13 protein-coding genes are annotated in these 13,450 nt (G+C 48.5%); 2 read left to right on the forward strand and 11 right to left on the reverse strand.

Annotated features, from left to right (window positions below; all coding sequences use genetic code 11):
* Window positions 1-213: 213 nt before the first annotated feature.
* From copZ to KNO92_RS09695, 5 genes are all read right to left on the reverse strand, one after another.
* Window positions 214-420 carry a copper chaperone CopZ gene (copZ, locus tag KNO92_RS09675; RefSeq protein WP_074032640.1) on the reverse strand — a complete coding sequence of 69 codons (207 nt, stop codon included), beginning with the start codon at window positions 418-420 and terminating at the stop codon, window positions 214-216.
* A complete protein-coding gene (locus KNO92_RS09680; protein WP_214761093.1) occupies window positions 417-2,528 on the reverse strand; it encodes a heavy metal translocating P-type ATPase in 2,112 nt (703 codons plus the stop codon). The genes copZ and KNO92_RS09680 overlap by 4 nt, the downstream gene beginning before the upstream one ends.
* Window positions 2,529-2,539: 11 nt before the next feature.
* Window positions 2,540-2,842 (reverse strand): metal-sensitive transcriptional regulator, encoded by a 303-nt coding sequence (locus KNO92_RS09685; protein ID WP_214761096.1) that lies wholly within the window; start codon window positions 2,840-2,842, stop codon window positions 2,540-2,542.
* Between the two features lie 92 nt (window positions 2,843-2,934).
* Window positions 2,935-4,482 carry a long-chain-fatty-acid--CoA ligase gene (locus tag KNO92_RS09690; RefSeq protein WP_214761098.1) on the reverse strand — a complete coding sequence of 516 codons (1,548 nt, stop codon included), beginning with the start codon at window positions 4,480-4,482 and terminating at the stop codon, window positions 2,935-2,937.
* Window positions 4,483-4,582: 100 nt separating this feature from the next.
* Window positions 4,583-5,056 carry a PTS sugar transporter subunit IIA gene (locus KNO92_RS09695; protein ID WP_214761100.1) on the reverse strand — a complete coding sequence of 158 codons (474 nt, stop codon included), beginning with the start codon at window positions 5,054-5,056 and terminating at the stop codon, window positions 4,583-4,585.
* 190 nt (window positions 5,057-5,246) lie between these two features.
* On the opposite strand from KNO92_RS09695, the gene KNO92_RS09700 reads away from it, so the two are divergent.
* Window positions 5,247-6,110, forward strand: coding sequence for an aminoglycoside phosphotransferase family protein (locus KNO92_RS09700; RefSeq protein WP_214761102.1), 864 nt, complete (start codon window positions 5,247-5,249; stop codon window positions 6,108-6,110).
* 61 nt (window positions 6,111-6,171) lie between these two features.
* Here the strand turns inward: KNO92_RS09700 and lplA are convergent, their stop codons facing one another.
* The 6 genes from lplA to KNO92_RS09730 all read right to left on the reverse strand — a co-directional run bounded on the left by lplA (window position 6,172) and on the right by KNO92_RS09730 (window position 11,983).
* Entirely contained in the window at window positions 6,172-7,161 is a 990-nt protein-coding gene (gene lplA / locus KNO92_RS09705) for a lipoate--protein ligase (RefSeq protein WP_074037667.1), read from the reverse strand.
* A 71-nt stretch (window positions 7,162-7,232) separates the two neighbouring features.
* Entirely contained in the window at window positions 7,233-8,120 is an 888-nt protein-coding gene (locus tag KNO92_RS09710; RefSeq protein WP_214761104.1) for a Cof-type HAD-IIB family hydrolase, read from the reverse strand.
* 87 nt (window positions 8,121-8,207) lie between these two features.
* A complete protein-coding gene (hemG, locus tag KNO92_RS09715) occupies window positions 8,208-9,593 on the reverse strand; it encodes a protoporphyrinogen oxidase (RefSeq protein WP_214761106.1) in 1,386 nt (461 codons plus the stop codon).
* Window positions 9,586-10,515 carry a ferrochelatase gene (gene hemH, locus KNO92_RS09720; protein WP_214696193.1) on the reverse strand — a complete coding sequence of 310 codons (930 nt, stop codon included), beginning with the start codon at window positions 10,513-10,515 and terminating at the stop codon, window positions 9,586-9,588. The genes hemG and hemH overlap by 8 nt, the downstream gene beginning before the upstream one ends.
* Entirely contained in the window at window positions 10,512-11,561 is a 1,050-nt protein-coding gene (gene hemE / locus KNO92_RS09725; protein WP_074032631.1) for a uroporphyrinogen decarboxylase, read from the reverse strand. The genes hemH and hemE overlap by 4 nt, the downstream gene beginning before the upstream one ends.
* A gap of 116 nt (window positions 11,562-11,677) precedes the next feature.
* The gene (locus KNO92_RS09730) at window positions 11,678-11,983 is read right to left on the reverse strand and encodes a MerR family transcriptional regulator (protein ID WP_074032630.1); all 306 of its coding nucleotides are present in this window, start codon (window positions 11,981-11,983) and stop codon (window positions 11,678-11,680) included.
* A 121-nt stretch (window positions 11,984-12,104) separates the two neighbouring features.
* Between KNO92_RS09730 and KNO92_RS09735 the strand changes: the two genes are divergently transcribed.
* Complete coding sequence (locus KNO92_RS09735; protein ID WP_224860203.1) at window positions 12,105-13,409, forward strand: ammonium transporter; 1,305 nt, start codon at window positions 12,105-12,107, stop codon at window positions 13,407-13,409.
* Window positions 13,410-13,450: the final 41 nt, after the last annotated feature.

Below are 13,450 nucleotides of genomic sequence, written 5' to 3' on the forward strand. Positions count from 1 at the left end.
AATCGCACCTTCTTCAACGTACTGAATTTGTTCGTAGCTGTTGCGCCAAAAACGCTGTGCCCCCACTAATCAACGCCAACACTCCACTGATCATGATGATTTCCATGATGTCCGCCTCCCGTTGATACCGATTCTCATTATCAACTTAAATATAGCACACATCCTATTTGTTGAATACCACAAAAAAAGTCCCGATTTCACTCGGGACCCTTCTTATGCCTTTACGTCGTATCCTTGCTCTTCGACTGCTTCGACCATCGCCTCGCGTGAGACAGAATCTTCGTGAATCACGTCGACACGATGCTCTTGAAGCGATACGGTTGCTGATTCGACACCGTTCAATTCATTCAATGCTCCCTCAACGGCAGCCTTGCAATGATTGCATGTCATACCTTCTACTGTTAACGTTGTTTCTTTCATGATGATGATCCTCCTTGTGTTTTTAATCGTAATGCGTTCAAGACGACAGACACCGAGCTGAACGCCATCGCCGCACCGGCAATCCATGGAGCAAGTAACCCCGCTGCAGCAACCGGTATGCCAAGACTATTATAAGCGAGCGCCCAGAACAAGTTTTGACGAATGTTTTTCATCGTCAAGCGGCTCATATTCATCGCTCGACTCACGCCTTCAATGTCTTGCCCTACAATTGTAACATCTGCCGCCTCGAGCGCGACATCAGTACCACTACCGAATGCAATCCCGACGTCCGCGACTGCAAGGGCAGGAGCGTCGTTCATCCCATCCCCCACCATGGCGACACGACCTGATTGCTTCAAGCGTTCGATTTGGTCTGCCTTCTCGACCGGAAGGACTTCGGCAATGACTTGATGGTGTGGAAGGCCAAGTTCATCGGCAATCGCATAGGCGACTTCTTTTCGGTCACCCGTCAACACATACACGTCACGTGTTTGGCTAAGTGCTTGCACGACATCACGGCTTTTCGGTTTCAATTGATCTTGTAGTCCGAACGCCGCGACAATCCCGCTCTCATCCGCTACATAGACTGGGGTCATCGCCCGCATCGACCAATCCGGCAACACGAATCCAAGTTCCTCCATCATTCGGACAGACCCGATGATGAGTTCTTTCCCATCAACGACCGCTTTGACACCACGACCCGCCAGCTCTTCCACTTTCGTCACGATACCATCACCGTGTTCTCGACCGATTGCTGCCGCCAAAGGATGTGTTGATTGCCGTTCTGCCATGACAGCACGGCGGAGCGCCGCTTCATCTCCGAACGTTTCTACCACTTCCGGTGTCCCGTTCGTCAATGTTCCTGTTTTGTCAAAAACGACGATGTTTGCTTCATTAAGTGATTCGAGTTGCCCGCCACCTTTGAACAACACCCCTTGTTCGGCCGCTCGTCCCGTTCCGACCATGATCGATGTCGGTGTTGCCAAACCGAGCGCACACGGACAAGCGATGACAAGTACTGCAATTGATGCGCGAATGGCCGTATCGATATCATTTAAAAGAAATGCCCAGACGGCAAATGTGACGGCACTTATGGCTACGACGATTGGCACGAACACACTAGAGATACGGTCGGCCTGCCGTTGAATCGGTGCCTTATCCGTTTGTGCCTGCTCGACGACACGGACGATTTGAGCGAGCATTGTCTCTTTCCCGACTCGTTCTGCCCGCATGAGGATCTGATGGGACTGGTTAATCGTACCGCCGACAACTTCAGCATCGACCGTTTTCTCGGCTGGAATTGATTCACCCGTCAACATTGATTCATCAATGACCGTCTCCCCTTCGATGATGCGTCCGTCCACTGGAATCTTCTCTCCTGGACGCACAACGAGAACGTCACCTACTTTGACGAGTTCAACGGCGACAGAGCGTTCTTCTCCATCGACAAAGAGGATTGCCTCTTTCGCTTGAAGTGACAAGAGTGATTTCAACGCATCGGTCGTCTTCTCTTTCGCTCGTCCCTCTAACCATTTCCCGAGCAAGACGAGCGTGATGAGGACGGCGCTCGTTTCGAAGTAAAGATGCGGATTCATCGGGTGCACAATCATTTCAAAAACAGAGTAAAAATATGCGGCCGACGTTCCAGTCGCGACGAGTACATCCATGTTCGCCGAACCGCTCTTTAAGCTCTTATAGGCCCCTTGATAAAACTGTGCGCCAATCCAAAACTGAACGGGCGTCGCCAGAGCGAGTTGCCACCACGGGTTCATCAGCCATGGTGCATGAAATCCGAGTCCTGGTATATGCGTCAACATGACGAGGAGTAAAGGTGCCGACAACAAGGCAGAGATGATAACTTTCCGCTGTAATGGACGTAAGTCATGCGGTGGCGCCATCTCTGCTTTCGGTTCAGCTCCATATCCGATTTTTTCGATTCGGGCGATCAGTTCTTCTTCTGTAATGCCTTCATCGACACGAATCGTTGCCGTCTCGAGCGGCAGGTTGACCGTCGCTTCCACTCCGTCCATCTTGTTCAACACTTTTTCAATTCGTGCCGAACAAGCCGCACAGGTCATTCCTTGTATGGATAACTCAACGGTTTTCATGACATCCCTCCTTATTTTTTGATGCGGCTGACAATTGTCATCAATTCATCAATGTAAGGTTCCATGTCCTCCGTCTCACTCGCGTGAACCAAACACTTGCGCATATGACGTTCTAACAGTTGCATCTCGACTTGCTTCAGCGCGGCCTGAATGGCTGACGTCTGTGTCAAAATATCGACACAATAGCGGTCATTCTCGACCATCTTTTGAATTCCCCGGACTTGTCCTTCGATTCGTTTTAGACGCTTTCCGAGTGCCTCCCGCTCAGCATCATCACGCGGAACGAGTGGTTGGTCATGCAAAAATTCATCCATGTTGATCACCTCACTATTAATATACCCCTACCCCGTAATAGTGTCAAACGAAACGATAAAAAAAGGAACGACATGAAGTCGCTCCTTTCTGCTCAACTATTTTGGAATGCCTCGCTCTTCAAGACGGTTCGTAAAATCTTACCTGTCGTATTTCGCGGAAGTTCTTCGATGATTTCAATATAAGTCGGTTGCTTATATTTCGCCAACTTTGTTTGTGTGTACGCACGAATATCCTCTTTTGTCACGTCTTCATGTTTCGTGACGACAAACGCCTTCACCGCTTCTCCTTGCTCCGCATCCGGCACACCAATCACCGCCGCTTCTACGATATCAGGATGTTGATATAGAACTTCTTCTACCTCCCGAGGGTATACATTATAGCCTCCGACGATGACCATATCCTTTTTCCGGTCGACGATATAGAAATAACCGTCCTCGTCACGTCGAGCCAAATCCCCCGTATAGAGCCAGCCGTCGCGAAGCGTCATCATCGTCTCTTCCGGCAACTTGTAATACCCTTTCATGACGTTCGGTCCACGTACAATCAATTCCCCGACTTCGCCGACGCCGACTTCTTCCCCAAGCTCGTCGACAACTTTGTTTTCGACATGAACGATTGAAGGTCCAATCGATCCCGCTTTTCGCTCGCCGTGGAGCGGATTGAAGCAAGTGACCGGTGACGCCTCAGACAGACCATACCCTTCGAGAATTTTACATTCGAACATCTGCTCAAATGACTCGAGCAATTGAACCGGTAAACTTGCCCCTCCTGAGACGAACACGCGGACATGTTTCAACGCGGACGTATAGGCCGGTACTTTCATCGCCGTCTGCAGCAAGAAGTTGTACATCGTCGGTACTCCCGCAAACAATGTCACACGATGCTTCGGCACCAAGTCGAATACGTCTTGTGGTGAGAACTTCGGTAAGATGACAATCGTAGCCCCACGAAGGAGTGGCGCGTTGACGATGACCGTCAAACAGAACACATGGAACATCGGTAATGCCGCCAACGCCTTGTCTTCCGGTGTGATGTCCAAATACTCTCCAATCGAATGCGCATTCGAGAACAGGTTCCGGTGGGTTAATAACGCACCTTTTGGTTTTCCAGTCGTTCCACTCGTATAGAGAATGACGGCGACCTCTTCTTCATCGACTTCAATGAACGTTCCTTCCGCTTGTGCGAACGCTTCCGCGAACGGGATAAACTCAATTTCACCTTCACGCTTCAATGCCGGTACATCCGCATAAGGGACAGAGATGACGAGTTTCAACTGAGGCAACTTCGAGAGTGCCGTCTCTGCCTGCGCGACGAGCGGTGACAATCCGACAATCCCTTTGACGTCCCCATCAAGCAGAATGTAGGCCATTTCATCAGGCGTGTATGTAGGGTTGATCGGAATGACGACCCCTCCACGTGACAACACGGCGAAGTACGCGATCAAGAACGCTGGGCTGTTGCCGAGAACGAGGGCGACGTGATCGCCTTGTCCAATCCCTTTTTGTTCAAGCGTCGATGCCATCGCCTTGACTTGCCCATAAAACTGTCCGTAACTCACTGTGTCTTCCCCAAACACATACGCTGCTTTTTGCGGGTGAGCAGCCACCACTTCTTGTAGTGACTTGACTAAGTTTGCCATGGTAATCCCCCTTTAAATGAATGATGATTCACTTTTGAGCCATAAAAAAGAGCACGTTGTCCGCGCTCTTTTCAATTACTTCTATTGTACATGAAATGTTTCAATAAGAAAACGCTTCCAAAAAGTTCGTCTGTAAGTGATATAATCCCGTTCGGCTTTGAACGTGAACAAGCGCTTGGAGTGACTCATCATCCATGAGTAAATCATCAATCAATTTGTGATACGCCTGCTTTTTCGGTTCCGTCGTAGCTGTAATCAATAAGATGGCTTTCGCGTGAATCGTTTCACCGGTGATCGTCTTCATCTCGCATGGATTCAACAGATGAAGGAGTGAGATGCCGTCTCGTTTTGAAATTGAGATTGGGACATCGATGACAGCCACCGGTTCGGCCACGTCACTCACTCCGGACGGAATAATCGCTTCTTGATCCAGAATCACTCGTGTAAATGAAGAATCGATAATCTGTTTACGTTCCAACTCTAGTCCTATCGCCATGACAGCCCGTTCAAACGTCGCTTGTTCCGTCACCCACATCCGACTTGGATCCATCCATTCACTGAGCCTTCGATACATCGTTACTCCTCCTATTTTGATCAGCCTCTACGAAAGCGTTTGCATAAATTATGATACGCCTTATTATTTCTAGGTGCAATCCGTAGCATCAACGTTCACGAAACTGCCAAACATCTATAATCCGGTGCTATACTTTGGAGTGAAGTATTTTAGTCAGATGTATAGATTTTTGTGTTGAGGGGGGAGAACATTGCTCGAAAAACTTATCCATATTTTTGATTTGGACATTCAACATTCCGCTCCTGTTGAAAATTCATTTAGTTCAACTGTTTATCGGTGTGTGCAAGCTAATGGTGAGACTGTCTATATCAAAATCCCATTCTCGAAAGTGAAATTATTTCGTGAACTTGAAGCTTACCGACTTTTAAAAGCTCACATTCCAATCCCGACATTGCTAGACTTTTGGACTGGTGATGAACATTCAAGCGGTGCCCTGCTCTTGAAAGAATCAACCGGTGTACAACTTTCCGTAGATTCATCGGCCACAATCGCTTTTCAGGTGGGAGAAGTGCACGCTAAGATGCATTCCATTCCACCACCAACTAATCAAAAAATCACATATATCGAAAATGTTTTTCAAGAGTGGCCGCAATTTCTAGATCGTCAATTTTATAGTTTTGCGACAGATGCAAAGCCTTTGTTGGAGGAATCATTATATAACAAAGCCATTCATACTTTTGAAAAAATGAAACTGCAGCTCCCGGAACCTGATGGACCTAGTTTTATACATATGGATTTTAGACCAGGTAATATCCTCGTCACATCATCTGAAGTCTCAAGTTTGATTGACTTTGAAACCGTTCGTTTTGGTTCAACAGAAGTCGATTTCACTAAGATTTATCGGGACTATCTGAGTCATGATTTACAGTTATACGAAGCCTATCAAGAAGGTTACACAAGTATTCGACCATTGAACGATCTCGAACGCGTTCTTCCGTTTTATCGATTTACTGATGCTTTTAACAGTATTGGGTGGTGTAACCGCAGAGGACTTGAACAAAATATAGATTTTTATGAGAGAAACCTAGACATCCTTAAAGCAGAAATAAGTTAACCTTTCTTGAATCACATCAAAAAGGTGTTTCGGAAATTCATCCCGAAACACCTTTTTACTTTTAACTAATCAAATCAACCAATTCCTCGAGCTCAACATTTCCGAAGTAGTGCTTCAGATCGAGTTGCATCAATTGCTCGCGGATGGCCGCACGTTCGAAACGAGTTCCGACGAGCGCCTGCTCGACATCTTGGATGTCACCGACACCGAAGAAATCACCGTAAATCTTCGCCTCAGTGATCGTCCCTTTGTTGACGTTCAAGCGGACATCGATCGTCCCGATTGGGAAGCGACGTTTCGACTCGACATCAAACTTCGGCGATTTCCCGAAGTTCCAGTCCCAGTTCGCATAACGCTCTTTCGAAATATCGTGGACAATTTCCCAATCCTCGTCACGAAGCACGTAACGCTCTGGCTGCTCTCCATCGTAAATCGAATGGAGCAACGCTTCGACGAAATGTTCCATCTCCATCTCACGCTCTAAAAATTCAGTGATGTTCGCCACACGGCTACGGACCGACTTGATTCCTTTTGAACGCATTTTCTCTTCCGAGACGTTGAGCGAATTGACGACTTCTTCAATGTTCGAGTTGAACATGAGCGTCCCGTGGCTGAACATGCGTCCGCGCGTCGTGAATTGTGCGTTCCCGCTGATTTTACGTTCACCGACCTGAATATCGTTACGGCCTGTTAGCTCCGCCTCGACACCGAGGTTACGTAAGGCATCCACAATCGGTTGCGTGAACTTCTTATAGTTATTGAACGAGTTGCCATCGTCTTTTGTGATGAAGCTGAAATTCAAGTTTCCTTCATCGTGATAGACTGCACCGCCACCAGAGAGGCGACGTACGACATCGATGCCGTTCTCTTCGATGTACTTCAAGTTGACCTCTTCAGACGTGTTTTGGTTTTTCCCGATGATAATCGATGGACCGTTGATATAGAACAAGAAGTAGTCTTCATGGTCTACGTTCAAGTGTTTTAAGATATACTCTTCGACCGCCAAGTTAAGCTTCGGGTCGCGGATATCTGGATTAAAAATAAATTTCACAGTCTATTTCCTCCTAGTCGGATGTTCGTTACTCGTATTATATGAGACGAGACGATGACTCGACAAATCTTTTACTTCCACTCACCTGTCATCACTCGTTTCAAGGCGTTCGCCACCCCGTACTCGTCGTGACGCTCTGTGACGTGGTCGCTGATGGCAATCAAGTCCTCATGGCTGTTCCCCATCGCAATCCCTTTTCCGGCCACTTTGAACATCGGTACGTCATTCAAGTTATCCCCGATGACGACGACTTCCGATAAATCGATGCCATAATGTTCAGCGAGTTTTGTCACACCGTTCCCTTTATCTGCACCGTGTGCCATCACTTCAATGTTGTCATTACCTGAAGATGTGACGTATACGCCTTCGACTTGTGCTTCGATTTCTTTCCAAAGCGCCGTCATTTTCTCGAGATGGCTTGAGAACGCGATGAACTTATAGACACGTCCTGCTTCCTTACGAATGAAGCCTTCGATATCGTCGACAATCTTGACGTCTTCATTGACGTAATAGCGATTCTTAAAGAATTCATACATCTCGAGCGAGCGGTCGTCACCATTCGCTTTCAAGTTTTTCATCGATGCTTCAATCAAATCGCCACGGCTCGCCACGAGTCCAGCTTCCGTGTACATCTCGTAAAAGACGTCCGCATACTTGTGATCTTGATGAAGGACTTCAATGACCTGAAGAGCCTCTTCGATCGTCAAGTCGATCTCATGAAGGACTTCTCCTGATGTGTCGAGCACACGTCCCCCATTCGACGATACGATTGGGCAAGAAAGTCCGACCTCATCCAGGATTTGTTTCGCATTCACATAGTTGCGCCCCGTCGCAATTGCGAATCGAATGCCTGCTGCCTCTGCTTCACGAACGATTTCTGCCGTCTCGTTCGCAATCTTGGTGTGGTTGTGCAAAATCGTACCGTCCATGTCTGATACAAAAAGTTTATACGTTACCATCTTCCATCACTCCTTTTTCTCTTTCGCTTCTAACTATAACAAAAAGAGAGGGATTCGGAACAATCCGAACCCTCCCTTCATCAAATCTCAATTTTTTTCACGCAATGCTTTCACTTGTTCCCGAACACTCTTCACACAGTCCGGCATCCCGATTCCGTCATAGGCGATTCCAGCCAGAATGACTCCAGGATATACCCGGCTCATCTCGGCACGAAGCGCTTTGACGCGATCCGCATGAAAAACGGCATACGGTGGCAGTCCGTCACGAAGTCGACTGACGACTGTCTGAATCGGATCACGGTGAATTTGCATGAGACCTCGAAGATCATGTAACGCTGTCTCGATGATTTCTTCATCGGACGCTTCCACGATGTCATCTGCCCCCGGGCGACCTAAAAAGACACGGAGGACGTGATATCCTTCCGGCACGGCATGTGGCCATTTCTGGTCGATGAACGTACAAGCCGTTATCGTCACGTCTGCTTCCTGACTCGTCACAAATCCCGTCCCGACGAATGGGAGCTCGATATCTTCTTCTTTAAAGACAAGCGAACAAGTCGCCGTCGCATGTGGTTTCATATCCGCCAAAAAGTCACTATCGACTTTCGGGAGGAACTGACGAATGAGGCGTGGTGGGACCGTCAATACGAGATGATCCGTGTCGATATCTCCACGATTCGTAAATAACCGATACCCGTCCTCGCGCTCGGACACTTGTTCGACGGCACAGTTCAATACAATCTCCGTCCGTTCCAATCGTTCGGCCAGACGATCCGTGAGCGATTTGAGTCCTCGTTTTAATGAGGCAAACTGCCCTACTTTTTTCGCCCCGACCTCAGCGACCCGTTGTTCGGGACGTAGATGACGCATCCCTTCATACAAGTTCCCGTATTTCTTTTCTCCCTCGATGAACTGTGGGAATGTCGACATCGCACTCATTTGATCGATGTCCCCGGCGTAGATACCAGAGAGCAACGGTTCGATCAAGCGGTCGACGATTGGGTCCCCGACACGTTCACGAAGGTATAGACCAAGCGAGACGTCCGAATCTGGTGCTTCTACATCAGGTGGTGTCAGTAACATTTTTTTCAAGTCTTCGTGTTCTTCTTCCGAGAGCAACGTCGTCTCACGAAACGCGTTGACGTCGAGCGGGATTCCCATCACTGTCTGCTTTGGAATTGGATGGAGTCCGTCACGATGGAGAACATAAGCCTGTCCGACGCCGTTTCGAACGAGTTCGTCACCCAAACCGACGTCTTCAATCAATTCTGTCATGGCTGTCTTTCGAAAAACGTACGAATCTGGTCCGCGTTCAACCGCAAACTCGCCCGTCTCATACGTGTCAATCTTTCCACCGAGACGGTCTGTCGCCTCGAGCAATGTGATTGATACGTCTTCCGGCAAATAACGCTCCGCATAAAAAGCGGCGGTGAGACCTGTGATCCCACCACCGACAATCGTAAAATTACGCATGATGCACGATCACGCTTTCCATTCGATCCGCGATGGCTTCGATGAAGCTTCGCTCTGCATTTGGCATAGCTGGACGTGCGTAGTGGACACCGAGGCGGTCACAGACGACTTTACATTCGACATCGTTGTCGAATAATACTTCGAGATGGTCTGCGACAAAGCCGACCGGCGTGTAAACGAACGCTTCGTAGCCATGTTTTTCATAAAGTTCAGCCGTCAAATCTTGCACGTCCGGTCCAATCCATGGATCCGGTGTGTTTCCTTCTGACTGCCAACCAACTTCAACGTTTGGTACACCTGTCGCCTGAGCAATCTTATCTGCCGTCTCTTTCAATTGATCTGGATACGGGTCGCCCCCAGCCAAGATCTTTTCAGGAAGACTATGTGCTGATACGATGAGACATGCTTTTTCAGCCGGTACAGGCAAGTTCGCGAACGTCTCTTTGATCGCCTCTGCCCACCAGTTAATAAATTTCGGCTCATCATACCATGAGTCGACTGAACGGATGTCGATGCCATACTTCGCTGCTTCTTCATGAGCACGACCGTTATATGACTTGACGCTATATGACGAGTAATGAGGTGCCAAGACGACCGATACCGCTTCTTTAATGCCGTCGTTCGCCATTTGCGCGACCGCATCTTCTACGAACGGTTCGATATGCTTCAATCCGATATACAGTTTGAACTCGATTTCACCTACATGGCGCTCATTCAAGATATCACGAAGCGTCTCCGCTTGATCGATCGTGATTTTTGCGAGTGGAGATACGCCGCCAATCGCTTCATAGCGTTCCGTTAAATCTTGGAGCGCTTCCGGCGATGGTTTACGTCCGTACCGAATGTGCGTGTAGTAGCGTTCGATATCTTCCGGCTTGTACGGTGTCCCGTACGCCATGACAAGTAGTCCGACTGTTTTCATGATTCATTGCCTCCCATTTTTTCGCGTGAGTAATCGTGAATGAATGCCGTCAATTTGACGAGTACGGCTGGATCGACTTCTGGGAACACCCCATGTCCCAAGTTGAAGACGTATCCTGGCTGCTTCATTCCTTCATCCAAAATTTCTTTTACCTTCTCTTCGATGACCGGCCACGGTGCCAGTAAGAACGACGGGTCCAAGTTTCCTTGGACAGCCTTTGTGATCCCGCGGTCGCGCGCTTCTTGTACGGATAGACGCCAATCGAGTCCGACCACATCAAGTGGAAGGTCGTGCCATTCTTCGATTTGATGACTCGCTCCGACTCCATGCATGATGAGCGGGATGTCAAGAGAACGTAATTCTTTGAAAATACGTTCCGTCGTCGGCTTGATGTAACGCGCGTAGTCTTTACGGCTGAGCGTCCCGACCCACGAATCAAACAATTGGAACGCCTGAATGCCAGCATCCGCTTGCGCCTTCGCATACGTGATAACCATATCACCGAGTTTTTCCATCAATGCATTCCAGACATCCGGTTCTGCATACATGAGCGCTTTCGTGCGATGGTAGTTCCGTGATGGACCACCTTCGATCATGTAGCTCGCCAATGTGAACGGCGCCCCTGAAAAGCCGATGAGCGGTACTTCTAATCGTTCCCGAAGTAAACGGATTGTGTCGAAGACGTATGAGATATCATCTGGGTTTAACGGCTTTAAGCGTTCCACATCTTCCATCGTTCGATATGGGTTGTCGATGACCGGTCCGATTCCGCTCTTAATCTCGACATCCACTCCCATCGACGGAAGTGGCGTCATGATGTCTTTATATAGAATGGCCGCGTCGACTCCGAGTTGTTTCACCGGAAGTTCCGTGACATATGCACAAAGTTCAGGATCATGCGTGATCTCGAATAGTGACCTCGTCTTTTTAATCTCTCGATATTCCGGTTGATAGCGTCCGGCTTGGCGCATATACCATACTGGTACATAGTCCGTCGCCTCTCCTTTAAACGCTTTTAAAATAGTATCGTTCATACGTCGCGTCATTCCCCTCTAAATTTCTCCTACACTCTTTATTCTCGTGTTTGTGAACTCAAAAACATTATACAGAAATTAATTAGAATTATGCTAATGTGAAGCATTTTCATTGTGTTTTCTTTGTGTCATTTTTTTGTCGGAAATGTTCGGAAAGCCGAATTCAACTGACCGCGAATCAAATCATCACGCTGCTTCGCCGATAATCGACGCTCGCGCTCTTTAATATCTTGAATTCGCCACCCATCCTCTAGTTTGGTCGCCACTTCGACCAAACGCTCCACGTCATGGAAAGAATATTTACGTGAACCGCCTTTCGTACGTTCAGGAAAGACGAGACCTTTTTCTTCATAATAACGGACCTGACGCTCAGAAAGTCCCGTCAACTCAGTCACGACGCCCATCCCGATTACTTTCTTCGATTTATAGTCCATTCACCCTCGCCCTCCTTAATAAAAAAACTATGTCAGATAATCTGACAAAATGCAATCCAACATCAAATTTTCGTTTTACACTGAAGTCAACTTTTGGAAAGCACCTAAGAAAAAGGAGGGCATGAACATGGAAGACATTCTCTATTATATGGACACGCTGTATGTACTCATCGCTGCATTGCTCGTATTGACGATGCAATTAGGTTTCGGATTACTCGAGACAGGGACGCTTCGGGCGAAGAACGCCGGTCACGTCGCGGTCAAACAAATTATCAGCCTCTCTGTGGCGGCACTCGCTTTTTGGGCGGTCGGATTCGGCCTCTCATTCGGTGACGGAACGACTTGGTTTGGAACAGAAGGATTCTTCTTAAGCGGATCGTTCACAAGCCTCGATTGGGCGAACGTATCAATCGACATCAAATTCTTATTCCAGTTATCATTCGTTGCGGTATCCCTCGCCATCGCTTGGGGTGGATTTGCGGAACGGGCTAAGCTTTCTGCCTACGTTCTCTTCGGTATCTTCTTCGTTGCCATCCTCTACCCAATCGTTGCACGCTCAGTATGGGCTGGCGGAATGCTTGGATCGATGGGGATGCAAGACTTCGCAGGTTCGGCGGTCGTTCACCTTCAAGGTGGGATGGCAGCTCTCATGGCGACCATCATCCTGAAACCACGTCGCAAGACGGAATCACTCGCTGGTCACAACCACGTCTTGACGGTCGTTGGCGGTCTCGTACTCTGGCTTTGCTGGTTCGGATTCAATGCTGGTTCGACGATGTCGGTCGCTGACGGATTCTTCGGTTACGTGGCGTTGACAACAATGCTCGCAACAGCAGCTGGTGCGCTCGGTGCCCTTGCCATCGTCATGCTCCACCGTAAAACGGCGGACATTCCAACGATCGTCAACGGTGTTCTCGGAGCACTCGTTGCCATCACAGCAGCTTGTGCGTTTGTGGAACCTTGGGCAGCCGTCGTCATCGGTGCACTCGCATCAATCGCAACATACGGAACAAGCATCTTGATGGCGAAATATGTAGATGACCCACTCTGTGCCTTCTCCGTACACGGGGTGGCTGGGATCATCGGAACACTCGCACTCGGCTTCTTCGCTTCTCCTCGACTCGTCGAGATTACAGGAATCGGTTCTGCAGGACTCTTCTACGGCGGCGGTTTGACACAGCTCGGCGTTCAGACACTCGGTGTATTGATCGCAATGGTCATCGCCGGTGGCGGAAGCTATGCTTTCTTGAAACTCCTTGACGTCACAATCGGACTTCGTGTCACGGAAGAACAAGAAGATGTCGGTCTCGATATCGCAGAGCATGGTGTATCAGCATATGGTGAAGTCGAAGAAACAACAGAGAAACCAGGACGCCTTCCGAAGATTCTCGGTTCAAGCGTATCGGTCATGTCTCCTAAGAAATAACATCAATCACGCGAGAAGGACATCCAGAATCGGATGTCCTT

This window comes from Exiguobacterium sp. s129, from assembly GCF_018617585.1.
GTDB classification, from domain to species: domain Bacteria; phylum Bacillota; class Bacilli; order Exiguobacteriales; family Exiguobacteriaceae; genus Exiguobacterium; species Exiguobacterium aestuarii_A.

Excerpts from the sequence above, each read along its gene's own strand:
- copZ (WP_074032640.1), bottom strand. The coding sequence starts at position 420 with ATGAAAGAAACAACGTTAACAGTAGAAGGTATGACATGCAATCATTGC.
- KNO92_RS09680 (WP_214761093.1), bottom strand. The coding sequence starts at position 2,528 with ATGAAAACCGTTGAGTTATCCATACAAGGAATGACCTGTGCGGCTTGT.
- KNO92_RS09685 (WP_214761096.1), bottom strand. The coding sequence starts at position 2,842 with ATGGATGAATTTTTGCATGACCAACCACTCGTTCCGCGTGATGATGCT.
- KNO92_RS09690 (WP_214761098.1), bottom strand. The coding sequence starts at position 4,482 with ATGGCAAACTTAGTCAAGTCACTACAAGAAGTGGTGGCTGCTCACCCG.
- KNO92_RS09695 (WP_214761100.1), bottom strand. The coding sequence starts at position 5,056 with ATGTATCGAAGGCTCAGTGAATGGATGGATCCAAGTCGGATGTGGGTG.
- KNO92_RS09710 (WP_214761104.1), bottom strand. The coding sequence starts at position 8,120 with ATGGTAACGTATAAACTTTTTGTATCAGACATGGACGGTACGATTTTG.
- hemG (WP_214761106.1), bottom strand. The coding sequence starts at position 9,593 with ATGCGTAATTTTACGATTGTCGGTGGTGGGATCACAGGTCTCACCGCC.
- hemH (WP_214696193.1), bottom strand. The coding sequence starts at position 10,515 with ATGAAAACAGTCGGACTACTTGTCATGGCGTACGGGACACCGTACAAG.
- hemE (WP_074032631.1), bottom strand. The coding sequence starts at position 11,561 with ATGACGCGACGTATGAACGATACTATTTTAAAAGCGTTTAAAGGAGAG.
- KNO92_RS09730 (WP_074032630.1), bottom strand. The coding sequence starts at position 11,983 with ATGGACTATAAATCGAAGAAAGTAATCGGGATGGGCGTCGTGACTGAG.
- KNO92_RS09735 (WP_224860203.1), top strand. The coding sequence starts at position 12,105 with ATGAACATGGAAGACATTCTCTATTATATGGACACGCTGTATGTACTC.